We start from the raw sequence: 24047 nt of genomic DNA on the forward strand, positions 1-24047 counted from the left end.
AGTTGTTATATAATCGGCATAATTTCTGAGAGCTGGTCTTTTACTTCTTCAGAAATATGTTCATTGGTTATAAACCCTGTTAAACTTTGTAAATCACATACCTTGGACAATGCACGTTCACCAATTTTGCTAGAATCGGCTACTAACCATGTGCTTTCTGCCGCTTCCATCATTAATTGTTTTACTAATGATTTCTCAAATGTTGGTGACATAATACCCGCTTGTAAATCAATGGCATGTGCACCTAGGAAAAATAAATCCGCATGGATGTTTTTTAAAAAGTGATGTGTCTGTGGACCAAATAATGCTCCAACATCATTTTGTAATTCTCCACCTGTAACGATAACTTTCAATTTACTATCAACTAATTCTGCTGCTATTTTTATATCATTTGTTATGACGGTTAAATCTTGTTTAACCTTTAACAATCTAGCAATCTCTAATGTTGTCGTTCCTGAATCCAAAAGGATAATTTGACCGTCTCTCACAAGGGATAATGCTTTCTTAGCAATTTGTCTCTTTTCTTCTGTGTGTCGGCCTTCTTTTGTAAGGAAAGGCGTTTCCGCAATAAGGGAACGTGCCGCGACTGCACCTCCATGAACTCGAATAACGCGACCTTCTTCCTCTAACTGATCTAAATCACGTCTAATTGTCATCGGAGATACATTTAATTCATTGGAAAGTGAATCAATCTCCACTTTACCTTCAAGTTCTATCTTTTCTAAGACCCATTGTCTTCGTTCTGATGGTTGCATCTCATCAGTCCTTCTTTGTTATCTTTTAACATTGTAATGTTAGTAACTAACGTTATTATGTTCCATATTCACAAATATGTCAACAATAAATGTTACTTTTTTTCAAAATTTGTTTAAAATGAACATTTATATGGTAACTTATCATCACGTAAAAAAAGAGAGATTACCGCTTCAAATAGCATTACAAAATTCCCTACCACAAATAAAAGACTCCAAGTTGGTTTACTCGGAGTCCTGCTATTGTTTATTCTGCAATTACGCCACAAGCAATTCGGTCACCCGCATTACCAGAAGGCTGCGATTTATAATCATCCGGATTAGCATGGATGACTAATGCTGTTCCACCCTCGCGTAATAGTGAATGATCTTTCCCCTTTTCCAATGTCACCATATTGGCTACCACCGTTGTGGACACTGAACCATAAGCCTTCACTTCCAGATTGGGTAAGTCACCTGCATGTGGTCCCTCCGGGTGATCGAAGCCATGCTTGGCATTAGTCGGATTAAAGTGTGCACCTGCTGACTCAAATGTTGGTGTTTCACAGACCCCCTTCTCATGAATATGAAATCCATGTGGACCTGGTGGTAAATTAGAGGCATCAAGGCTAATGCTCACTCCCTCTGATGTCTCCGTTAGCTTGGCATGACCAATTTGTTCACCCTTATTATTTATCAGGCTTACTAGAAGTGAATCCGATACCTCCTTCAATGTACCGGTTGTCTCGATACTCGGATTGTCCTCTTGACCGATATCATGGTTGAGGACTGTTAAAGCCAAAGCTAATAATAGCCCTATGGTTGATACAATAATGACCCATTTTCTAATCATGCTTTTCCCTCCAACTGAATGTTAATTATTTACATTATTCACATGAATAGAAATGGCTAAACATACAATAAATAGGATTTATTCTATAGTTGGGAGAAGTGTCTTTGGAATCTTTGATGGGTTAATGGTAAATGTCTCAGAAATTGAGCAACAATCAATTGAAAATGAGTTGAGGAAATTATTTCAATTAACATAACAGTGGGGCAAGCTTAAAAGAGATTTACATAACGTTACGAACAAAAGACGAAGATTAATTGAAAAAGGTGGCGTACCACATAATTTATCCTATTTAATGTTTCCTTTTAGAACCTATATTTTATGGTGAATGTATGAGGTTGGGACATAACTGAAACATAGGTAATAAAAGACGAACAATCACATTAGCCCCGGAAATATACGGAGACTCCTGTGGGAGGAAAGGCATCGGTGAGACCCCGGAAGAGCTTTAGCTCTGAGGAGGCTCACCAGCCGCCCCGGAAAGCGTAGTATATTTCCGGGGCGGATTTGATGCGCTAACTTTCATGTTCGGTTTATCCTATGTTAGAAATTGTTTTGTCCCGGCCTATTGTTCCTATAATTATGCCACTGCAACTTTTTCTCTATGCTTACGAATTGGCATATGTGCTTTTAAGAAAGGCATTACCCATCTGTCTAGTCCATATCTTCCGGCATTAAATCCTGCTACTACTAGGAACACGGTTAATAGAACCATTTGTGCATTTGTGCTTACTGTTCCACTGAATAGGAATGCAAAATTCATTGTTAAGCCCATTAATGCTGCGAAGTTAGTGAAAATTCCTAGGATGAGTGCAATACCTACTAATATCTCTCCCCACATAACCATAAAGCTAAATAGATCAGCGTTTGGAAGAGCTACTGTTTCTAGAAATGTTGCCCACCATCCTTGTACTGCCGGATGATCTCCTCCAGCACTTGCAATTGCACCTTGTAGAAATCCACTTGCATCAAATGTTCCACCAGTTAATTTCCCAATACCAGCTGTTAACCATGCATAACCAATGTAAATACGAATAATTGCTAGAATCCCCGCTGCTACTTTATTTTCCCGAATAAAATTCAACATTTAATCCATCTCCTTTTTTATCTTGTTTAAGTGATTGCTCAACATTTCACAATATATTGTAAGTGTGTTTCCTTATTACACCTTGATAATAACACGTGAACTAATTTATGTAAATATCATTTTGTGCATTATTTCACAATATATTTTACAAAAGTGTGAACGTGCATAATGTGAGCTTTTTAGATAGGACAAGGTATACGCGGGTAGCAAAGCTCAAGGATTGATTTGACTATAAAGAAGGAGACCATCCATACTATTCCATTCCACCTGTTGACAGAATCTCAAACCAAAGTTATACTGTGCATATAGATATATACAGTATAACACTCGTAAGGAGGAGACTACCATGCATAGTTGGAAAACGGCATTTCAACTAAATAAGTGGGAGATAAAGAAATCAGTCATTAATATTGTGTTGGCATATCTTGTTACGATCATGTTTACACTCTTTTTCATAAGAGAGTTTTCATCCTACATGGAAAATGGAACAATCTTATTTGATTTTTTATTCCTTTTGCTATTTAGTTCATCTCCGCTATTCCCTAAGCCGAAGAACTTTGAAGTTCAACAATTGCAAAATGGTCTATTTGCTTCACCTATCGTCTGTCTGCAAAAGCAGCTACCTATAAGAGATGAAGTGATTATAACTAGTAGATTGATTATGCACACTCTGTATACATTTCCTATACAGGTTGTAGCACTTTTAATACTATACTTAGCAACACCGTTAACAAATATATTGTCCATTGGTTCATTTCTGTCCTTTTGTATGATTTGGTTAGCCATTTCCATCAGTTTGGGTTATGTTATTCCAAAATTAAATATCGGTTCGGAAGGATTGGCAGTAACCAATGTAGGTTCCCTAATTATCTTTACCCTATTAACTCTACTAACATTTATGATACTAACCATCTTTCACGTCTTATTTGGACATGGAATTGTATATTGGTCTATTGTATTCGCCAATGATTTTCCACTGTTATCAGCAGGCATTTCCATCATCATAGCAGTTATTGGATATCAAGCATGGATAAGCTCTATGAGGAAAGCTTTAAAGAAACTTCGTTACGGATAAAGATATGGGGGGTTACGACATGCTAAAAGACAATTTTAAAGCTGCTATTCCACTAGTCAAAATAGAAATCAAAATATCATGGAAAAGTTTTATTGGCTTATTTTTATTCTATTCCTTGTTCACCATCTTATTTTTGACAACTCTTCATAATCAAGAGGATAGATTTGTCGGGTTGGATTTGTTTTTCTTACTGCTATTTATTTACGGTCCAATATGGCACAGACCTATGGGATTACAATTTCAACGAATCAGTGGTCATACATGGGTATCCCCAACTGTTGTTATGGGCTTAAGCTTACCAATTAAGAAACAAGCTATTGTATTGAAATCTATCATTCACTATTTTTTAAGCTCATTCCCATTTCAATTATATATGTTCCTCATGCTTTATCTAGTTAGTCCAGAAATAAAAAACATGATGGAACTAGACGCCTATATTTCATTCGCCATTATTTGGCTATCATTCGGTATTTATATAGGCTATAGTGCACTTATTATAGATATTGGAACTAATAATAATGGTTCGAGGCTTACAACTGTCCTATCTGTAATACTATTACTCGGTATTGTAATATTAATCCTATCTTTTCCAACCTTCTTTACTTACGGAATAGTAGAATGGACCATTATTATTGCCAAAAAGTGGACGCTTCTTTCTGCGATTCTATCCATTATGGCGGCCATTATTGGATTGAACTATTGGAAGAACAAAATGGTCAAACAATTTAAACAGGTTGATTTCCTCTAATAGAAAGGAGTGTATATCGTGGAACTTCCTATCAGGATTTCAAAGGATTCAAGAGAGCCTATTTATCACCAAATCGTGAACCAATTTAAGGCCCTTATTGCTGGTGGTCACTTATCTGCTGGCACACCACTTCCTTCTATCAGAGTCTTATCAAAGGATTTAGAAATTAGTATTATTACAACACGAAGAGCCTATCAAGACCTTGAGGTACAAGGCTTCATTAAAACCTCTCAAGGGAAAGGGACATTTGTCGCTGATATATCTGAGGATTTAAAACAAGAGGTCAAAGTAACCTCTGTCTATAACGTCTTAGAAAATGCTATTGATACCGCACTAAGCTATGACTACAGTCTAAACCAAGTTAGGACGATTTTTCTCGAACTATTGGAATTGAAAGAGAAAGGAGATAATTAGCTATGAATTCGAATTCTCTACTATATATTGAAAATCTTGAAAAAGATGTAGATGATTTTCATCTTGGTCCAGTTAATTTAACAATAGAACCCGGAACGATTACTGCAGTAGTCGGAAATAATGGCTCTGGTAAAAGTACACTACTGAAATTAATCTTGAATTTATTACAGCCACAAATGGGAAATATTAGAGTTAATAACATGTTAGTCCACGGTGATAATGAAAATTGGAAGCAGTTTGTTGCCTACCAGCCCCAAACTACTATTGGATGGGATTCATTCACTGGTACGATGTTAAAGGATTTAATTGCCCCACTTTATCCAAATTGGGATGAGCTTTTATTCCAGAAAATGATTGAATTATTTCATGTTCCAGTCGATAAAAGGTTTGGTAAACTTTCACAGGGTGTACAGCAAAAATTAAACCTTGCTCTAACCATCCCTAGAAACGCACCACTACTTATTTTAGATGAGCCTACCAATTTTATGGATATCCCATCTAAGAAAATATTAATCGATATATTAGTAGATTGGATGGAACCTGGTAATCGTTCCATTATCATTGCCAGTCATCAAATTGATGATATTAGGAAACTTTCCGATTACTTATTCGTATTACATAATGGGGAAGTAATTGGTAACTTTGAAAAAGAGGAACTAATGGAACATTATGCCCGTTATTGGCTAGCTGGTGCCGTTCCAGAAACCCCAATTCCTGGTGCCATATCACGTGAGGGAAATGTTTTGATTTCAGATAACCCATCGGAAACAGAACACTTTCTAGAAATAAATAACGTGAAATGGAATAACCGTAGTTCACTTGAAATGGAAGACATTATCACCCTATTACTAACAAAAAAAGAACTATAGGAGGAATAACATGGAAGTTATGCTTACCGTCGAAGGGTTAAAGAAATCCTTCAAAGACAAACAGGCCTTAAAGGGGATTTCCTTTGAAGTAAGAAAAGGCGAGATCATGGCCATCTTAGGTCCTAATGGTGCTGGTAAATCCACCACCATTCGAAATATTATGGGGATCATGTATCCCGATGAAGGGTCGATTACGTTTCATAACCATCAAGGAAAAGAAATACCGCGTAATAAGATAGGCTATCTACCAGAAGAACGCGGGTTATACAAGAATGTGAAAGTCATGGATATTTTACTGTACTTAGCCGATTTAAAAGATTATCCACTGGATAAAGCAAAAGAACGGATTCTCATGTATTTGAAGAAATTTGATTTAGAAGGAAAAGAAAAGGTTTCAATGGAAGAGCTATCTAAAGGGATGGGGCAAAAGGTACAATTTATCGGTGCTATTCTCCATGAACCGGAACTCTTAATATTAGATGAGCCTTTTTCTGGTCTAGATCCTGTTAGTCAAGAGCTGTTTAAAGAAGAGATTCGTAGTCTTGCAGATAGAGGGACAGCAATTCTATTATCTTCCCACCAGATGAATCTAGTCGAAGAAATGTGTGACCGTCTCTTTATGATTCAAAACGGTCAGAAGGTAATCTATGGAACATTAGATGAAGTGAAAACGAAATATGCTAACTTTAAATGTACAATCCGTGGGAAAAATGCTCGCCAGGATTTAGAAGGTATCCCCTCTGTTCAACGTGTAGAGGAGAAAGACGAAACAACCATTCTATATCTTGATTCGGATGTCGAGCCTACCAGCTGGCTTAAAAACTTGCCGTCTGATTTAAATGTACATGAATTAAAAATCAATCGCATTTCTTTACATGAAATCTTCATCGATATTGCGACCAACAGGAAGTTAATTCAGGAAGCAGGTGATCTAGATGCGTAATTCAATGAAAGTAGCAAAATGGGAAATCAAGCGTAATTTAAAAAATAAATCATTTGTCATTGGTTTATTCCTTACACCACTATTAATTCTAGCGTTCGGATTTCTAGGAAGCCTATTTGGTTCTGATAGTGAATCAACAGAGGTAACTATCTTTGTTAATGATCAGCTGAATGTATTTGATTTAATGGAAGAAACAGCTGACCAGTATGATTTAGATTGGGTATTACACCAAACCGATTTAACCGAAAATGAGATTCTAGAAGAGCTAGAAAATGGTGATAATACTGCTTACATCTTTCTTAACTCGGAAAGCTTAGAGTCAGGCGCATTCCCTGTCTATACTACAGAAGATATGCCTTCAAGCTTTAGTAGCGAGGTAAATCTTTTAGCGGGACCATTACAACAGCAGAGAATTTCCCAGTTAGACTTAACAGATGAGGAATTAGCAATCATTTCAACTAGTGTACTGTTTGAAGAAGTAGCTGTTGATGAAATCATGACGGAAGATGGGCAGGAATCTGTGCTGGAAGAGAATCCGTTAGAAAAAATTGTTCCGGGTCTCTTTGCAGGAATCATACTATTCTCCATCGTAATCACTGGTATGATGATTTTCCAAAGTGCTTCTCAAGAGAAAAAGGATAAAATTGCGGAGATTATTCTTTCATCCGTCACACCTAGTGAATTAATGAATGGTAAGATTCTTGGTTATTTTGTTCTTGGAATTATTCAAGTGGTGGTATTGCTTCTATTTGTTGTACCATTTGCAGCATTCAAAATAGATGAGCCCGTAATGGAGTACTTATTAGTTCCGGAAACCTTGCTATTAGTTCTAATCGCAATTCTAGGTTATTTGCTATTCGCATCCATTTTCGTTGGGATTGGTGCGACAATGGCTGATATGTCCACAAGTGGTAATTTCCAAGGGCTAGTCATGATGCTCCCATTCCTATCATTCGTGTTAATTGCACCAGTCCTTTCTGATCCAAGTGGCTTAGTTGCTAAGGTCGCATCGTATATTCCATTCACCTCCCCAGGTGTTCTTATTATGCGCCTTACCGTATTAGAGGAATGGCCATGGATTGAAATCCTAATTGCTTTAGCTGTTCTGCTAATTAGCATCTTCGTATTTATGAAGCTTGCTGGTAAGATCTTTAAAGTTGGAATTTTAATGTATGGTAAGAATGCTACACCTGGCGAGATTTGGAAGTGGATTCGTTCTTAATTCACATATGAAGAGGCCAGACCTTATTAAATAGGGTCTGGCCTTTTTTAGTTTAATAAAACCTTTTATCACGTACAGATAGATCATATAGATTCTCAAGAATTTCGCTTCTAAGTTCTACTAGCTCATCGTATTGATAATATATCTATTCATGACAGCTCATATTCCCACTCTTCTCTAGCAATCAAATAAAGGGTTAGAAGAATATTCTCCCGCTCGGTAATAGGCTTACCATCAATGGTTATCCCTAATCTCGGAAGTAGCTTCTCTGCAAGATGATTGGTAAGTTGTGCTCTTTGCACTACACTTACATTCAGGAATTTTCTACAGTAAGCTTGTAGTAATTCCCACTCTTTATTTCCTATCGCGCGCAATGCCCAATCCTCTAGCCGCAAGCTATCCTTCGTTAAGCCACGTCTGGTTATTTCCTTATCTATCTTATTGGTTTTCTCTTTTTTTACACCTCGCTCATGGACGACAATCGTACCAGCCACAATATCACCAAGCCGCTTATGTTTCGAATGAAAAAATACAAACATCATTCCTACAAAATAGCCCGTAGGTAGCATATCGATGATACGAAGGAGATTTCTAATTAAACTAGATAAAAGTGTTAGACTATGACCATTTTCTTGGATGGCACGAATTCCTAGCCACTTTTTACCAAGTGTTTTCCCACTAAAGAAATATTCCGAAAAAAAGAAGTAACCCCAGTTAATAACAAATACGATGGTAATTGCGATTGCAATCGGTAGCCAAGAATCCGAAAAGTAAAACATATCGGATAGGTTAGCGGTGATGAAGATAAGATAGATGAGAAGATTAGTAACCATGATGAGCGCCTGGTCAATTAACATTGCAGCTGCACGACTACCTAGTCCAGCAACCTGATATTGAAGGGAGACAAATTGAGGTGTTTTTATTTCGACTTGTCCTTGATTCATCTTAATCCTCCTGTTGATGTTTCACTATTCTTTAAATTATAATTATAAACAAAGGATATAATCTAATTAATGGGTACATCACAGCCTCCCGTGATTGTGGCAGAGCATTAATTCTATTATCTTTGTACATAACGTAACCAACAACCGTTCAGAAAGAAGGTTCTCTCTTTGGATATAAAACAATTTATTAAGCTCCATCGTGAGGAATGGAGACAGCTTGAGCAATATATCAGCCTATTAAGTAAAGGAAGAAAAAATGTGACGAGCAAGACGATTACCGAGTTTGATAGTCTTTATCAAAAGGTTAGTCAGCATCTATCGTATAGTCAGACCTATTTCCCTAATGAAGAAATTACCTTTTACATTAATGAGCTAGTCGGTAAATCTCATAATCTATTATATAAAAACCAAGTGACCAGCGGAAAACAAATTCGCGACTTTTTTTCCAAAAAGTTTGTCGGACTGTTATATGAGCAATGGAAATTCATCATGGTTGCCGCCCTATTATTCTTCGCTGGTGGGCTTGCTGGCTTTCTTGCAATTGCTGATGATCCACTACATTTATATTCTGTTCTTCCAGCAGAGGTCTCACAAAGTGTGGATCCGGAACGATTAGGTGAGGGGCATGATTCTGTTGATTCTTCCCTGATGTCAGCGGAAATCATGACCAATAATATACAGGTTGCCATTCTCGCATTCGCCAGCGGAATTACATTTGGTCTATTAACTGTATATTTAATGGTTTATAACGGCCTTCTTGTTGGTGCATTGGCTGGACTGTATTGGCATTATGATATGTCCTATGAGTTCTGGGCTTATATCGTACCACATGGTATGGTCGAATTAACCGCTATCTTTATTGCAGGTGGTGCCGGTCTCCTTATGGGGTATAAGCTCTTTGCTCCTGGTGCATATTCAAGGGGCTACCAGTTAAAATATCACGGAAAACGGTCCGTACAGCTTTTCCTAGGGACCGTTCCGCTGTTCATAATTGCTGGTATTATTGAAGGCTTTATCACACCCGCTGCTATTTCACTCGAAGCAAAATACATCGTAGCTGGAATCACCGTAGTTGGTATGATTGCTTACATTGCCCTAGGAAAAGTTCTACTTCATCCAAAGCCTAAAGTAGGCCTTGATTCATAATCTGGATGTAATGGGAGACGGCATCTGTTGCTAGCCGTTCTTCCTTTGCTTCCACCATCAAAAATCCTCGTTTCTCCCATTTAACCTTTTGACGTTTCTTATATAGAATCTGCTGCTGGGCGACACCTTTGATCATGGCTTGATTTACATCATTCGGATCTTCTTTTGCCCGCTTTACTAACAACTCATCTTGTATTGTAACTAAAAGGAATAAATGACGTCTTTTAATTCCTTCAAAATAGCCTAACGTACGGTCTTCTTGAAGAAATGTTTGCATATCACTAAACAAGAGAATTAAACTTCGCTTTTTCTGTACTGCTTGTAAATAGTTTAATGCTTGAACATAATTCGATTCAACAGCATCCACCTTTAAATCATAGATTGCATGAAGTATTTTTTGTAATTGGGCCATACCTTTATCTGGTGGCACAAAGACGGAAACATCTTTGGAGAAAGCAATCACGCCAACATAATCTCCATTACCAAGTGCAGCTGCAGCAACTGTAATGGAAGCTTCTAATGCCCTTTCCAGCCGATTCGCACTTTTCAGTTCTGCCCCCATCATCCGTCCACAATCAATAAGTAACATCACATGTTTTCCATGCTCTGGCTCCAATTCATTTGTCATGACAGCCTGTAATTTAGCTGTCTGGCGCCAATTAATCTTTCTCGGGTCATCACCTACGACATAATTACGTATTTGAGAAAATTCCCCTACACCACTTTTCCTTTTGCGAATTTTCATTCCTTCATGCATCAGATAGTGCTGGGCATCCTCCAAATACTTCTTCGTTTCCGTCAAATCCGGGATGACTTTAACCTCGTCTATGATCTCCTGAGCGGTTTGCTTCTGCCATAGTCCATAGGCGCTATAATAGCGAACATAGATTTTTTTCAACTGGTAAAAACCGCGTACAGGGGCGATTACGTCATATGTTAAGGTTGTCGTCCCTGTTCCGGTTACTTCTCCCTCTAGCGGAAGATCGACTTGAAAGGATTGTGGTGTCCCATCAATCAATTGCATAGTACAGCTTAAATCAGACTCGTTTCTCACTTCGATTTCTACCTTATAAGGAAGGCCTCTTTCTAATTGCTGTGAAATGACCCTTGTAAATTCTAGTTGGCTTCGTTTTGGTGTAAAACGTAAATCCAGTAAACTAGCTAGTAATACGAATACATTCAGTAGAATCACAGTAGTCCAGGATAGGCCGACAAGTGTTAACAAGGTAATGATTAGGGAAAGGATGGCATATCCGACTAAGAACCTTCTTGTCGGTACAATCCCTCTATCTTGGAACAGGAACCGAGCCCACAAGTTCTTCAATAACTTGGTCAATGTTCACTCCCTCCAATTCCATATGAGGAGATAGCTGAATTCGGTGTCTTAATGTAGGTTTAGCAATTATTTTGACATCGTCTGGTGTCACATAATCTCGTTCTGATAAATAAGCCCAAGCCTTCGCAACCTTACCTAGGGCAATTGCTGCACGAGTACTTGCTCCAAACCGAATCGATTCCGTATTTCTTGTACGACGAACAATTTGCATGATGTAGGATAATACGTCATCACTTAATGTAACAGCTTCAATCTCCTTACGAATGGCGAGAAATGTATCCATATCCATAATAGATTGAACCTCATCGATAAAGGTTTTATTTTCAAGTACATTTAATAAAACATTCGTTTCTTCTTCTAAAGAAGGAAATTGAATAAATAGTTTTAATAGAAAACGATCCTGCTGAGCTTCTGGAAGTGGATAAGTTCCTTCAAATTCAATTGGATTTTGCGTAGCCACTACAAAGAAGACCTCCGGCAATGGATATGTCTCTCCCTGAATGGTAACCTGCTTTTCCTCCATTGCTTCTAACAGTGCTGCCTGTGTCTTAGCCGGGGTACGATTAATTTCATCCGCTAATAACACATTAGCAAAGATTGGCCCCTTTAACGTTTGAAATGTACTATCCTTCATATTGTAGATCGTACTACCTGTAATATCGCTTGGTAGTAAATCTGGTGTAAATTGAATTCGATTAAATTCTCCGCCCAAAAGGTTTGCAAGTGTTTTTACCATTTGTGTTTTACCTGTTCCTGGTACCCCCTCGAGAAGTACATGACCTCCTGATAATATGGCAGATAATAGTAGGCGTAGATTCGTAGATTGTCCTAAAATACGTTTTTCATAGTTTTCTATTAAGGTTGTTAATTCATTTCTCATTCTGCCTCCACCTCTTTCCGTAAACGATCCATTCGTTTTGACCATAATAAGTATTCTTGCTTTGTTATAGTCTTTCTATGAAGAACTGCCTCTATCTCACTAAAAAAGGAGGTCCATTCATCATCTTTTACCAAAGGTAGCTTGACAGCTAATACTTCCTCTAAGTCCTTCCATTCCTTTTGGTAGGAAATTCCCCATTTTTCTCGAAGTAATAAGCGTAAATAATCCGCTTGGCTATTCAAGGATTCCATATATGCCTTTCCTCTTTTATACCAGGCAGCTAGTGCTGTAATATGTTCATCACTAAAGCGAACATATTCCTCCCTCGGTGTCCGAATTGGCCCAAATCGTTTCCCTTTATAAAGAAGCCACAATAGTGTAAAGAAAATAAGCTGGAAAGCTGCTACAAGTAGCCATATTGGATAAATGTCGTGCATTGCTTGAGATTTTAATGATCGATGGGTGTATTCATCAAAACGAATCTCATCCCACTTCTCTTCACCTAATAGGTTTAATACAACATCAAGATTATTCGCTTCTAAAATATAGTGGTTTGTCAGCCAGTCCGGTGAATTTACTGCTATTAATTTTCCATTACCATATGAACGTTTTATTGCGATGACTCCTAGATCATCCTGTAATAGTATTTCATCGTTACTTTCCGGTAATATCCGTGTTTGTGTGTTCATGGTAGCTTCATATTCTGAACCAGAAGCATCTTCCATTATCACCGTTTCTCCCTCAACCATTCCATAGGTTGTACTTATTCCAAACATACCCTCCAAATTATTCTTAAAAAGAAGAATGGTATTTCCCGCTTCCATAAATGAAACATACTCATTCATGACAGCTTGTTCTGAAATTAAGGTTGGCTCCACCATGAGGAGAAGCTGGTTTTCTTCCTCCACTAGTTGACTTGGTGATTCTTCCCACCGTTCAACTGAATCGATTTTTTCATTTAAATAGGTATAAAAACCTTTTACCCCAGTTGGAGATGGTGATGTCGATAAATAGGGCGGATATTCCTCCAATTTATTAGAACCGAAAACAAGACTAATGGCGATAAAAATAATTAAGAGTACAAAGAGCCAGCCCCATGTCTTAGTTATTGATTTTTGCAATATTGAGTGCCTCCCTTAGCCTTCTTCTTGTTTCTGTTCCGATGTTAAAACCCAACGCAACACGGACGATTTATAGGATTGATAGGATGCGCTATCTACTGGCTGCTCTCCATATACAACGTCATCAAAAATCCGGGCCAGCTTATAAAAGCTTTCAGCTCGCCCCTTCTCTAACTGTTTGATTTCCTCAAAATATTCCCAGTTTGTCTTTGAAATTCTTGCTTCAACATAGCCTCTTTCATGAAAATTTAGTAATAATGCTAAGAATAAATGTCTAGTTGCTACTTGAAGGTTGCCATTTGCCTCTTGTTTTTCCGCTTCCGATAAATGTTCTACATAGGACCAGTCCTTCTCCTGCTTACTATAGAGCTGACGATCCCGATAATGGAGTTTTCTCCGGTAATGCCTAAGTAAGAAGAAAATCGCAAGGAGAACTAACATGATTACAAGTATCGCTATAACAATTACTAAACCCGTAGCAAACCCATTAGACGCTGATATGGATCCAAATATTCTGTATAGTAGTTCGTTGAACCATTCCACTACTGAATCCCACAATCGTTCTAGGAACCCGCGATTATCCTCATAATACTTCAAGTATTCTTCGGTATTTACTATTTCTTCTATTTTCTCTCTTGCTTGATCCAAATCAGTCATTTTTTATCACCTTAAGGTTAGGGATTATTGTATAGTAGTTTCATAGTTATCAATCATGTCCATTAAGTCATCCCCGTCGTTTCGTAGCTTTAAGTCAAAGTAGATTAACCCATAGCCTACAGAGAAGAATATCATGGTAATGATTGAAATGATATCAAGAAGTATACTGTACAGCACACTATAGCCTAAAAGCAGTGTCAAGATTACTTCAAATACGGAACTTATTATCATCGCAATAAGAGCAATTACAACAAGTAATCCAAAGGTTCTCCAAAAGTTCTTTCTCGTTAATTGCCAGCTTCTACCTAATCCAGGGGCGCACGGTTCCAATACGACAGCAGGTAGATAAAGGCCCCATCTAGTTAGTAGAAAAGCACCAACTACTGCTGCAGCTAGAAATAACACTACCCCCATAAATATCCCGATAATCGGATCAATGATAAAACCTACTGTTGCGACCATTACAATAATGAAAGTAGGGACGAAAATCAGTCCAAACCCGATAACACCGAATAAGAGTGAGCTACCAACAATAGGCCAAAATCTGGTAACTGATTCTTTAAGAAGCGATCCGGCAGTAAATTCTTCTTGTCTTCTTTGTGCATCTATCGCGAGTATGACAGCGGCAGTCGCTAACGGGTATAATACTAGTCCTCCAAGACCAATAATAATCGTACGTAAATCGTCAAATACAGTAGTGGTACCATATAATGCCTCATCTACCGTATTAACTAGCTGGTCTAAAAAGGTGGAGCCACTTGCCATATCACGAAAGAAGCTCGTTCCTGATACTAATGAAAGTAGTGCATCTAAAAGAATCAGTGGACCTACCATAATGAGGAAGACCAGAAAAAAAGTCGAAAAGTTATTTTTACTTATTCTAAACGTTTGGTCTAGTACTGTACCAAAGCTCTTCGGTCGTGAAAAATGTTCCTCCATACGCGCCCTCCTATATTTGAATTGCGAAAATATTTACATATACTTCTTATTTTACCATTATACGTTATTTTTTCGAGTGTTTAATTTTAGTTAAGTTGTTGTTAATTACAGTGATAAGCTGAATTTGCCGAAGGCTAGCGCGTGACAATACGGTTACTGCTTTTCAAGGTGAAAGGAATAGGGGAGGTCGCACTATAGTTCCGAGAAGGTTTTGATTATTGATTACCTGCCAATGAAGAAAAAGTAATCTAGGAGAGGGCAGATTATTTGGGTACTAGACACAACTGTTGTGGTATACAAACTTGATAAAGTCAAGTACTTTTTCATCGCTGAACAAAGAATGTCTCATAGGGGGAAATCATGCCCATATGAGACATCTTTTTATTACCGTTTAATTGGAATATGGATGGTTAGCCTTGGTCGTTCATTAATGGGATGATAATCTGAGGGGTAGATTTCGACATGCTCCATATTAATTTCATCATTTGCACGATATCCATTTGATTCAATCCAACCATATATGTTCGTGTATGATTCATTCACCTCTTCTTCTGCTGTATGCTCATAGGACGCATAAGTTAAGGCAGGAACCGTTATTTGCTCCATCCCTTCCGGTAGCTGCCCATTTGAATCTGGCACTTTACAACATAAGTAATAGGTAAAGCCCTCTGAAGTGACATCATATGAAAGTCCTATTATTTCCGATTTATCCGCATCTTGAGGAAGCTCTCCTAATCGTTCACGGAATTCCTGCATAAAGGTTCTAATCTCTCCCGCTTGAGCTTGTTTAAAAGTCCCCTTCCAACACACACCAACCGCCGTAAAAGCTTCTAACTCTGTAACAAAAATCCCCATCCAATCCCTCCATATCCTGTATTTCCCTTTATCATAAAGTTATATTAAGAAAATTTCAACTATAAGCGTAAATCAGACCCAATATACGGTTAATCTGTATCGCTTCTACTTTATAGCCGTTTTGTTTTAGCCATTCTACCAGTAGTGATTGATTCGCATAATATTCATCTTCAATTGAATCCACCGCAATTTGATTGCCAGCCTTTCGGAATTGATTTAAAACATTTTTTCGATGTATTTCATCTTGAAACATCAAATCAACAATACCGATTTGGCCATTAGGTTTTAGCACTCGTTTCATTTCTTTAAGGGCTAACAGCTTTTCTTCATCTGGAAGATGGTGTAAAGCATAGCTAGAAACGATAGCATCCACCGACTGATCCAATAATGGTAAAGCGAGAAAGTGTCCGTTACGAGTCTCAATCGTTGGATGTTTTTCCTTACATTTCTTCAGCATTTTCTCTGACTGATCTACCCCTATCACCTTGTGGTTAGGAAGAAATTTTGCTCCTAAATTCCCTGTACCAATTCCGATATCAGCCACCACACTACAAGAACCTAGCTTCACTTTCTCGACTACAGCTTGAAGTCCTTCATCATAGCCCTCATGTACATTAAATACATGTCCTTCCCTCTTAATATGGTTATCATAATCTTTAGCTTGCTCGTTAAAATCCCATCGGTCTTGCCATTTACCTCGGATTTCCTTCATATTCTTTAAATGAGCTGCTAGCTGATGAATCGCTTCAATCGAATCATTCTTCCAATTTTGCTCCAGCATTTCATCAATCGTCTCTATCATATCCCTCATCTCTAACCACTGTTCAAAAAGAGCCGATCGTTGAATGTCAAGATATTGTCTAATACTTAGATTAGGATCCTCTAATATCGTTTTGATATCTTGCACAGCCACTCCTATCTCTCGTAATGCTAGAATCGTACTTAATCTATAAAGGTCACTTTCCGAAAAGTAACGATACTGATTTCCCTCATCCTTTCTTGGTGTAATTAACCCCTTTGTTTCATAGAAGCGAATCGCCTTTGGTGTCGTATTTAAATACATTGCGGCTTCCTTTATTTGCATCATAAAACCCCCTTCTTTATTCCACTATAAACGTTACCCTAAGGGGAAGGTAAAGAACTTTTTTAAAATAATGCAAAACCTCTGTTATAATGTTAGCGAACCCGAAAGTGAGGTAATACGATGAACGAGCATGTAAAAGAAATAGCGAATAAACTTCAGCAAGAATATGGCTTGGAGCAGTATGTTTTAAAACGTGAGCATATCTTCTCGGAAACAACACAGGATAATCAGACGAATTACATACTCTCTTTAGAGTGGTTTCCAGTTCATCAATCTGAAGAAAATGAAGAATATAATCCAGAGGGAACTGCAGTATTAGAGGTCAACCTTCATACGAACGAACTTAAACAGCTAATTTTCGTAAACGATGTATCCTATGCGACAGAAGGTATTTTCCCTGCTCCGGAATTAGAGTCGGTCATTGAATGGGTGGAGGAAGAGACCGGGATGATGTTCGGCAGACAATTTAAGCTTGATTATGAAGACGGGACGGCATTTAGCTTCCAAGCTACAGTAGACAACATTGCCGTAGCACCTTCTGGTAATATCGATATTACCTTCAATGAAAACAATCAGCTAACACAGTTTTCAATAGATGGCGTTTTTCCTTCCGAAAAAGATATCGATTGGGAGCCATTCTCCTTAATGAAAGAGGATTTAATGGACTACATCAAGCAACAGCTCAAATTGATAGAAACACCTATTGAGGAAGAAGAAAAGTGGCTAAAGGTTTGGACAATGGATACAATTTTTATTCGCAATGATAAAACCAACATCATTATACCTGCATCCCTTTATCAATTAGATACTTATAAGGAGTTAAACGTACTATTGGAATGGGATAGCACTAGCCAGAGAGATTTCACACCAAAAGATATCGATTTCTCTACAGAAGTCTCTTACGAAGATGCAATGGCGAAAATAAGGGTGAACCCATTAACAGAAGATGAAATACAATCCACAATTGAGGAAACGAAAGACTTTTTGAGCAATCTTTATCCGGACGATTCTGGTAAGTGGACACTGACTGGCATGTACCCAGAAGGTAACTATATCATTGCAGAATTAAAGCTGGCAGCAAGCACACCATTAGATAGAAAATTAAAAGTAATTATCTCAAGAGATAGCTTACAAACAGCTAATTACTGGGATAGCAAGCTTTTATTTGAAGTGTTCGAATCCTATGCAAAAGCTGAAGAGGCTACCATTCCACTTGATGAAGCATTCGGCAAAATAATCGAACACGTGGAATTAACTCCTGTTTATGTAAAAGATCCTAATTCGGATTCATATCACCTATGTGGAAGACTTGATTGTGAAGTCGTTGTCATTGGCACTACTGGAGAAATAGTACCGATTAGCCAGTTTTAAGGGATTTAATCTCTTAGCGGATTTGTGGGCCTTCTTAATGTAGGAGGCCTTTTATTTTTTTATTTGACTGGGAGTAGGAGTGGGGGAATCGGCTACTTTTATTTGCTGATGACCTACCGAATGGGAAGGGGCAACGTTTCTCTGTTATCTTAGTGGGCTTCTTCTTTTTATAAAGGGTGTAGACCATGGTTCTCTGTTACCTTCTTTGGCTACTTCTACTCATAAAGGGCACTGACGACGATCCTCTATTACCTTCTTCAGCTCTCCCCCCTCATAAAGGGCACTGATGACGTTTCTCTGTTACCTTCTTTGGCTACTTCTACCCAAAAAGAGCACTGATGACGGTTCTCTGTTACCTTCTTTGGCTACTCCTACTCGAAAAGGGCACGGACGACGATCCTCTATTACCTTCTTCAGCTCTCCCCACCCATAAAGGGCACTGATGACGTTTCTCTGTTACCTTCTTTGGCTACTCCTACTCGAAAAGGGCACGGACGACGATCCTCTATTACCTTCTTCAGCTCTTCCCCCTCATAAAGGGCACTGATGACGTTTCTCTGTTACCTTCTCCAGCTTCTCATCCTCAAAAAGGGCACGAACGACGATCCTCTGTTACCTTCTTCAGCTTCTTCTCCTCAAAAAGGGCACTGATGACGTTTCTCTGTCACCTTCTTTCACGGCTCCCCCCCAAATAGGAAACAAAACATACAGCTTCCAAAGGGAAGAAGGGCGTCCCCCGCCGAATCCAAGCTCAACACACCTTCCATAATTTACATCATTTAGGAATATCATCTTGGAATAAAAGCATGTAATCGTTTCAAACTAATGTTAGGTAAGGGCCACTCACCCGATGGTTAGATAATGTATTGACATATATTCGAATTAATGATTAAATTAACTTATAATTTCAAAGGGGAGTAGCTTTAACAGTTATGTCGTCATTTCAGAGTATCTTGAATACTCTCGGCATTTCTGGCAACTCGGTGTTGTTAGCAAGACCTTTGCCGATTTGGTAAAGGTCTATTCTTTTTTAGAGGCCTTTACCATTTCAGGTGGTATTGAGCCTCTATTTTTTATGTTGGAAGGGAGAAAACTAACATGGAGTCAATTTGGTTAGAGTATGCCTGGACCCTGTTAATCTTGATTGGGTTAGAAGGGATCTTGTCTGCTGACAACGCACTCGTATTAGCTGTTATCGCAAAACATTTACCAGAAGATCAGAAAAAGAAAGCTATTAACTACGGTATTTTAATGGCATTCATATTCCGATTTGCTGCATTATTTGCTATATCCTTTATAGCTAATGTATGGCAAGTGCAAGCAATCGGTGCCGCTTATTTGATTTATTTAGGTTTAAAACATGTGATTCAAGATCATTTCGTTAAACCTAAAGGGGATAAGAAGGATCTGGAGAAGGAATCGGTTGGAAAAGGTTTTTGGCCGACTGTAGGTAAAATCGGTTTAGCTGACTTAGCATTTGCTATCGACTCGATTCTTGCTGCTGTTGCGTTAGCGATTGTTTTACCAGAAACAGGCCTAGGTCATTTCGGTGGAATGGATACTGGTCAATTCCTTATTGTCGTAGTGGCAGGTATTGCCGGATTAGTATTGATTAAGTTCGCAGCTGGTTGGTTTGTCCAACTATTGGATAAACGACCAGGTCTAGAAACGGTCGCATATCTAATTGTAGCTTGGGTTGGGGTGAAACTTGCTGTCATTACATTAAGTCATGATAAAGTACACATCCTACCACACGATTTCCCACATAGCACAGCATGGACTCTTGTGTTTTGGGGAGTACTATTAGCAGTAGCTGTAATTGGATGGTTTGTATCCGGTAAAAAAGGTAATAAGGATAAAGAAGTATCTACTGAAGCTTAATTATTATCATTTCTCGAAGTTAAAAGCGTGGATAACACCCACACAATACCATTAAATTTAAAAAACTCGTACCACTTCATTCATGGTACGAGTTTTTGTATGGAACGTAACAAGCCTTCACCTTTACAGATCATCAAACCCATTTAAATCACTTGTTTTCGTGTACTGTCTTGATTTCTGCTCAAAGAAATCGGTTTTTGTCCCATCAATATTATCTACATATGCACGAATCCACTTCATTGGGTTTTCCACATTATCTGGATATATTTCGCTTAACCCAAGTAGTCGTAGCATCTTATTGGCACGGTATTGGATATAGCCTTGCATTTGATTCAAGTCCATGCCATCCACATCGGAAAGGACATAGTTCGACCATTCCATTTCCATATCCACTGCGACTTTAAATTCTTGATATACCCAATCAATGAAGTCTTTATTATTATGCTCTGGGTACTCCGCTAGTGTTGCCCGGAAAAGCTCCGAGATAAATTTGCCATGTTCTAGCTCGTCTCGATTTATATAGCTAATCATCGTCGACGTTCCTACCATCTTATTCTCCCTTGCAAGATGATAGAAAAAGGCAAAGCCTGAGTAGAAGAATAACCCCTCTAAGAGCGATGTGTACACTAATGTCTTCAATATATTTTCCACAGTTGGATTCTCTACAAATTCATTATAGCCTGTAATTAACCGTTCATTTCGTTTTAATAAAATTGGATTCTTTCTTCCTAATTCGAATGCTTCATTCTGTTCTTTCAGTGTCACAACCGAAGAAAGCACATAAGAATAGCTTTCATTATGAACCGCTTCTTGCTGTGAAATCACAGCTAAAATGGACTGTACAGATGGATCTGTTGCATATAAGGATAATAACAACGCTGTCCTTGTTTGCGGGGCATCCAAGGTAGATAACAGACCAATTACTTTTAAGTAAGCATCTTGTTCTGCTTCTGTTAACATCGGAAATTGCTTTACATCAGAAAACATATTAATTTCATCTGCTTGCCAGTAATTCCCTACTAACCGCTTGTACATTTTATACCAATGTGGATACTTAATATCATTCCAATTGAGGATGCCACTGGATTTGCCACCGAATACTTTGGTCGCCTTATTCGGATTACGCGGCTCCATTGTTTTTGCTTTCTCAAGCAATACGTCTGACATACTGTAAAACTCCTTCCAGCCAACGGTCAATTTTGATTTCCTGTGAACCTCTAGGTGATTGCTCTATTTTTAACCCTTGCCACTTGCTTTCGTAAAATCGTGTTAGTCTATCAACAGCTTGGCAGAAGAACGGAAACTGTGTATCGCCTGTTCCAAACACCGCCATATTATCCGGTTTATAGCCTATTTCTAACACAAAGTCTTTTACCTCATCTGGCGTACTCCCATTATCCCAAGTGAAGGTCCCCATAAACATGACATCATAGTGACTTGGGTTGATCGGTGGATCAATGCCAATCCGATGCATTTCCACCGATGCTCCCTTAGCTATAAGCTTCTTCTGAATCAATTCTGCTGTTTCTTCTGTGTTACCACTATAGGATAAGTATGCTATTAACATTCTCAACTTGAACACCACTCACATTCTTCCACATCATTGGATGTCGATCTAACATAATAGGTCGTCTTTAATCCTTCTCTCCATGCTTGAAGATGTAAATCAAGTAGTATACTAGCACGGATAGTATTTGGAACATATAGATTAAAGGAGATACTTTGATCTATATGCTTCTGACGTGCAGCATTTTGCTTAACAGACCAACGTTGGTCAACGATATAAGCGGAACGACGGTACACATCATATGTGCGATGATCTAATTCCGGTGCCGTCATCGGTATTTTAAAGTCCTTTTTCTCCTCATAATAAAATGGCTTAAAAATTGGGTCGATGCTTGCTGTAGACCCAGCAATTAATGCGGTCGTAGAGTTCGGTGCGACTGCCATGAGATAACCATTACGAATACCATTTTTCATGACAGAAGATTTTAATTCCTGCCATTCTTCGCTCACATAGCCTTTTTCATCAAAATAAGCTCCTGTACTCCATTTACTACCAGCATATGCAGGATAACTTCCTTTTTCCTCACTTAATTCCATACTGCTTCTAATCGTTAAGAAAGCAATTTGTTCATAAAGTTCATCAGCTAGCTGTACTGCTTCCTCGGATTCCCAGGCAATATGCTTTTTCGCTAATAGGTGATGCCAACCAAAGGTCCCTAGACCTATAGCACGATACTTCTGATTTGTTGCTTGTGTCTGTAGAAGCGGCAATGTATTAATGTCAATTACGTTATCAAGCATCCGTACTTGAATTTTAATAAGTCGCTCTAGTACTTGATCCGGGACGGCCTTCCCTAAGTTGATTGAACTTAAATTACATACAACAAAATCACCTGGTCGATAACGCTTGATTAAATAGCCATTCTCATCGGTAAATTCTTCTAGAAATTCTGTTGGTGATTGGTTTTGCGTAATTTCCGTACATAGATTAGAACAATAAATGATACCATTATGATTATTGCTGTTTTGACGATTTACTTCATCACGGTAAAACATAAATGGTGTGCCTGATTCTAGCTGAACCATCATAATTCGCTTCATAATCGAGATTGCAGGTACTTTCTTTTTGGTAAGCTGATCATTTTGAACACATTCTTCATATTTTGTTCGCCATGTACCATTACCTTTTTCCTCGTCATAGAAATCTTCTAAGGAATATCCCATTACCTCCCGAACCTCGTGTGGATCAAATAAATACCAGTCCCCACGTGCTTCTACCTGCTCCATGAATAAATCAGGTAAACAAACACCAGTGAAAATATCATGTGCCCGCATGCGGTCGTCCCCGTTGTTTAATTTCAGATCTAAGAACGCCTCAATATCCATATGCCAAACATCTAGGTAGACAGCGATAGCTCCTTTTCGCGTACCAAGCTGATCCACACTCACTGCGGTATTATTTAATTGCTTTATCCATGGGACAACACCACTAGACATTCCTTTAAACCCTTTAATCGAGCTTCCTCTAGCACGGATTTTCCCCATATATACACCGATTCCGCCACCATTTTTGGAAAGCTTGGCAATATCGGTATTACTGTCGTAAATCGATTGCAGACTATCATCAACCGTATCAATAAAACAGCTTGATAATTGCCCGTGTGTTTTACCAGCATTCGCAAGAGTTGGCGTAGCAACCGTCATATATAAATTACTTAATGCCCAATATGCTTCCAGTACAAGATCCAAGCGTTTGCTTTTATCTTCATCCTGCATCAAATGCATCGCGATTACCATCCAACGCTCTTGTGGTAATTCATATGTATTCTTATCATGATCTGTTGCTAAGTAACGATTTGCAAGTGTATATAAACCTAAATACGTAAATTGTAAGTCTTTTTCGTAATCTATATTCCCGGCTAATGTAATAATTTCATCTTTCGTATACTTTTCCAGTAAGCTCGGTGTATAGATTCCTTCTTGTATCAGCATTTCTAGGAGTTGATAAAAATCTCCATATTTTAAGGAAGGACTATATTGACGGTTTTTAGCTGCATTGTAGTATAACTTTTGTAAGTATAGTCTACTAGCTACAAAAGTCCAATCCGGATTGGCTTCATCAATATTTTCTAACGCTCTTCTGATGAGTACATCCATCGCTTTATCAGCCGAATAGTCATCAGGAACGGTTACATCGAATTCAGATATGTTGATTTTTAAACGTTTTGTAGCAAAGTCTACCACTTGCTCTAGATTCACTTTACTACTTGGTTCTACTGTTATCATAATAATCCTCCCTCAATAAAGTTAATTTTTCTTCCAAATACTCGCGTATTCTCAATATTTTATAAACACTAGTTAGTTGACACACCTTATAGATAGTTAAAA

At 38.3% G+C, this 24047-nt stretch carries 23 protein-coding genes; 9 read left to right on the plus strand and 14 right to left on the minus strand.

Annotation, left to right across the window (positions count from 1 at the left end; translation table 11 throughout):
• Positions 1-5 precede the first annotated feature (5 nt).
• The 3 genes from ACSKT4_RS16565 to ACSKT4_RS16575 all read right to left on the minus strand — a co-directional run bounded on the left by ACSKT4_RS16565 (position 6) and on the right by ACSKT4_RS16575 (position 2668).
• Positions 6-755: a DeoR/GlpR family DNA-binding transcription regulator gene (locus tag ACSKT4_RS16565; protein ID WP_186868215.1), complete on the minus strand. Its 750-nt coding sequence runs from the start codon at positions 753-755 to the stop codon at positions 6-8.
• Positions 756-999: 244 nt separating this feature from the next.
• The gene (locus ACSKT4_RS16570; RefSeq protein WP_186868214.1) at positions 1000-1584 is read right to left on the minus strand and encodes a superoxide dismutase family protein; all 585 of its coding nucleotides are present in this window, start codon (positions 1582-1584) and stop codon (positions 1000-1002) included.
• Between the two features lie 577 nt (positions 1585-2161).
• The gene (locus tag ACSKT4_RS16575; RefSeq protein ID WP_211741100.1) at positions 2162-2668 is read right to left on the minus strand and encodes a DoxX family protein; all 507 of its coding nucleotides are present in this window, start codon (positions 2666-2668) and stop codon (positions 2162-2164) included.
• 346 nt (positions 2669-3014) lie between these two features.
• Between ACSKT4_RS16575 and ACSKT4_RS16580 the strand changes: the two genes are divergently transcribed.
• The 6 genes from ACSKT4_RS16580 to ACSKT4_RS16605 are packed head-to-tail and all read left to right on the plus strand — an operon-like array spanning position 3015 to position 7939.
• Positions 3015-3743 (plus strand): hypothetical protein, encoded by a 729-nt coding sequence (locus ACSKT4_RS16580; RefSeq protein ID WP_186868212.1) that lies wholly within the window; start codon positions 3015-3017, stop codon positions 3741-3743.
• 19 nt (positions 3744-3762) lie between these two features.
• Positions 3763-4491 carry a hypothetical protein gene (locus ACSKT4_RS16585; protein ID WP_186868211.1) on the plus strand — a complete coding sequence of 243 codons (729 nt, stop codon included), beginning with the start codon at positions 3763-3765 and terminating at the stop codon, positions 4489-4491.
• An 18-nt stretch (positions 4492-4509) separates the two neighbouring features.
• The gene (locus tag ACSKT4_RS16590; protein WP_186868210.1) at positions 4510-4905 is read left to right on the plus strand and encodes a GntR family transcriptional regulator; all 396 of its coding nucleotides are present in this window, start codon (positions 4510-4512) and stop codon (positions 4903-4905) included.
• A gap of 2 nt (positions 4906-4907) precedes the next feature.
• Positions 4908-5774: an ATP-binding cassette domain-containing protein gene (locus ACSKT4_RS16595; protein ID WP_186868209.1), complete on the plus strand. Its 867-nt coding sequence runs from the start codon at positions 4908-4910 to the stop codon at positions 5772-5774.
• Between the two features lie 10 nt (positions 5775-5784).
• Entirely contained in the window at positions 5785-6717 is a 933-nt protein-coding gene (locus ACSKT4_RS16600; protein ID WP_186868208.1) for an ABC transporter ATP-binding protein, read from the plus strand.
• Complete coding sequence (locus tag ACSKT4_RS16605) at positions 6710-7939, plus strand: ABC transporter permease (protein WP_186868207.1); 1230 nt, start codon at positions 6710-6712, stop codon at positions 7937-7939. The genes ACSKT4_RS16600 and ACSKT4_RS16605 overlap by 8 nt, the downstream gene beginning before the upstream one ends.
• A gap of 149 nt (positions 7940-8088) precedes the next feature.
• Here the strand turns inward: ACSKT4_RS16605 and ACSKT4_RS16610 are convergent, their stop codons facing one another.
• Positions 8089-8883 (minus strand): RDD family protein, encoded by a 795-nt coding sequence (locus ACSKT4_RS16610; protein WP_465823683.1) that lies wholly within the window; start codon positions 8881-8883, stop codon positions 8089-8091.
• 168 nt (positions 8884-9051) lie between these two features.
• On the opposite strand from ACSKT4_RS16610, the gene ACSKT4_RS16615 reads away from it, so the two are divergent.
• Positions 9052-10029, plus strand: a complete 978-nt coding sequence (locus ACSKT4_RS16615) for a stage II sporulation protein M (protein WP_186868205.1) — start codon at positions 9052-9054, stop codon at positions 10027-10029.
• On the opposite strand, the gene ACSKT4_RS16620 is transcribed toward ACSKT4_RS16615, so the two are convergent.
• The 7 genes from ACSKT4_RS16620 to ACSKT4_RS16650 form a co-directional block, all read right to left on the minus strand.
• The gene (locus ACSKT4_RS16620) at positions 10007-11365 is read right to left on the minus strand and encodes a DUF58 domain-containing protein (RefSeq protein WP_465823684.1); all 1359 of its coding nucleotides are present in this window, start codon (positions 11363-11365) and stop codon (positions 10007-10009) included. The genes ACSKT4_RS16615 and ACSKT4_RS16620 overlap by 23 nt on opposite strands.
• A complete protein-coding gene (locus ACSKT4_RS16625; protein ID WP_465823685.1) occupies positions 11316-12245 on the minus strand; it encodes an AAA family ATPase in 930 nt (309 codons plus the stop codon). Before ACSKT4_RS16625 ends, ACSKT4_RS16620 begins: the two co-directional genes overlap by 50 nt.
• Complete coding sequence (locus ACSKT4_RS16630) at positions 12242-13366, minus strand: DUF4350 domain-containing protein (protein WP_186868202.1); 1125 nt, start codon at positions 13364-13366, stop codon at positions 12242-12244. The genes ACSKT4_RS16625 and ACSKT4_RS16630 overlap by 4 nt, the downstream gene beginning before the upstream one ends.
• 15 nt (positions 13367-13381) lie before the next feature.
• Positions 13382-14023 (minus strand): DUF4129 domain-containing protein, encoded by a 642-nt coding sequence (locus ACSKT4_RS16635; RefSeq protein WP_465823686.1) that lies wholly within the window; start codon positions 14021-14023, stop codon positions 13382-13384.
• Between the two features lie 24 nt (positions 14024-14047).
• A complete protein-coding gene (locus ACSKT4_RS16640) occupies positions 14048-14962 on the minus strand; it encodes a glycerophosphoryl diester phosphodiesterase membrane domain-containing protein (protein WP_186868200.1) in 915 nt (304 codons plus the stop codon).
• Between the two features lie 384 nt (positions 14963-15346).
• Positions 15347-15817 carry a GyrI-like domain-containing protein gene (locus ACSKT4_RS16645; RefSeq protein ID WP_186868199.1) on the minus strand — a complete coding sequence of 157 codons (471 nt, stop codon included), beginning with the start codon at positions 15815-15817 and terminating at the stop codon, positions 15347-15349.
• 55 nt (positions 15818-15872) lie between these two features.
• On the minus strand, positions 15873-16901 hold the full coding sequence (locus ACSKT4_RS16650; RefSeq protein ID WP_465823687.1) for a MerR family transcriptional regulator: 1029 nt from the start codon (positions 16899-16901) through the stop codon (positions 15873-15875).
• 120 nt (positions 16902-17021) lie between these two features.
• Here ACSKT4_RS16650 and ACSKT4_RS16655 point away from each other — a divergent pair, with 120 nt between their 5' ends.
• On the plus strand, positions 17022-18272 hold the full coding sequence (locus ACSKT4_RS16655; protein WP_186868197.1) for a hypothetical protein: 1251 nt from the start codon (positions 17022-17024) through the stop codon (positions 18270-18272).
• Positions 18273-19370: 1098 nt separating this feature from the next.
• Positions 19371-20153: a TerC family protein gene (locus ACSKT4_RS16660; RefSeq protein WP_186868196.1), complete on the plus strand. Its 783-nt coding sequence runs from the start codon at positions 19371-19373 to the stop codon at positions 20151-20153.
• 123 nt (positions 20154-20276) lie between these two features.
• Here ACSKT4_RS16660 and ACSKT4_RS16665 read toward each other — a convergent pair whose 3' ends face one another.
• The 3 genes from ACSKT4_RS16665 to ACSKT4_RS16675 are packed head-to-tail and all read right to left on the minus strand — an operon-like array spanning position 20277 to position 23945.
• A complete protein-coding gene (locus tag ACSKT4_RS16665; RefSeq protein WP_186868195.1) occupies positions 20277-21320 on the minus strand; it encodes a ribonucleotide-diphosphate reductase subunit beta in 1044 nt (347 codons plus the stop codon).
• Positions 21301-21720, minus strand: coding sequence for a flavodoxin (locus ACSKT4_RS16670; protein WP_186868194.1), 420 nt, complete (start codon positions 21718-21720; stop codon positions 21301-21303). The genes ACSKT4_RS16665 and ACSKT4_RS16670 overlap by 20 nt, the downstream gene beginning before the upstream one ends.
• A gap of 2 nt (positions 21721-21722) precedes the next feature.
• The gene (locus ACSKT4_RS16675; protein ID WP_186868193.1) at positions 21723-23945 is read right to left on the minus strand and encodes a ribonucleoside-diphosphate reductase subunit alpha; all 2223 of its coding nucleotides are present in this window, start codon (positions 23943-23945) and stop codon (positions 21723-21725) included.
• Positions 23946-24047: the final 102 nt, after the last annotated feature.

This window comes from Ornithinibacillus liuyingii, assembly GCF_055550225.1.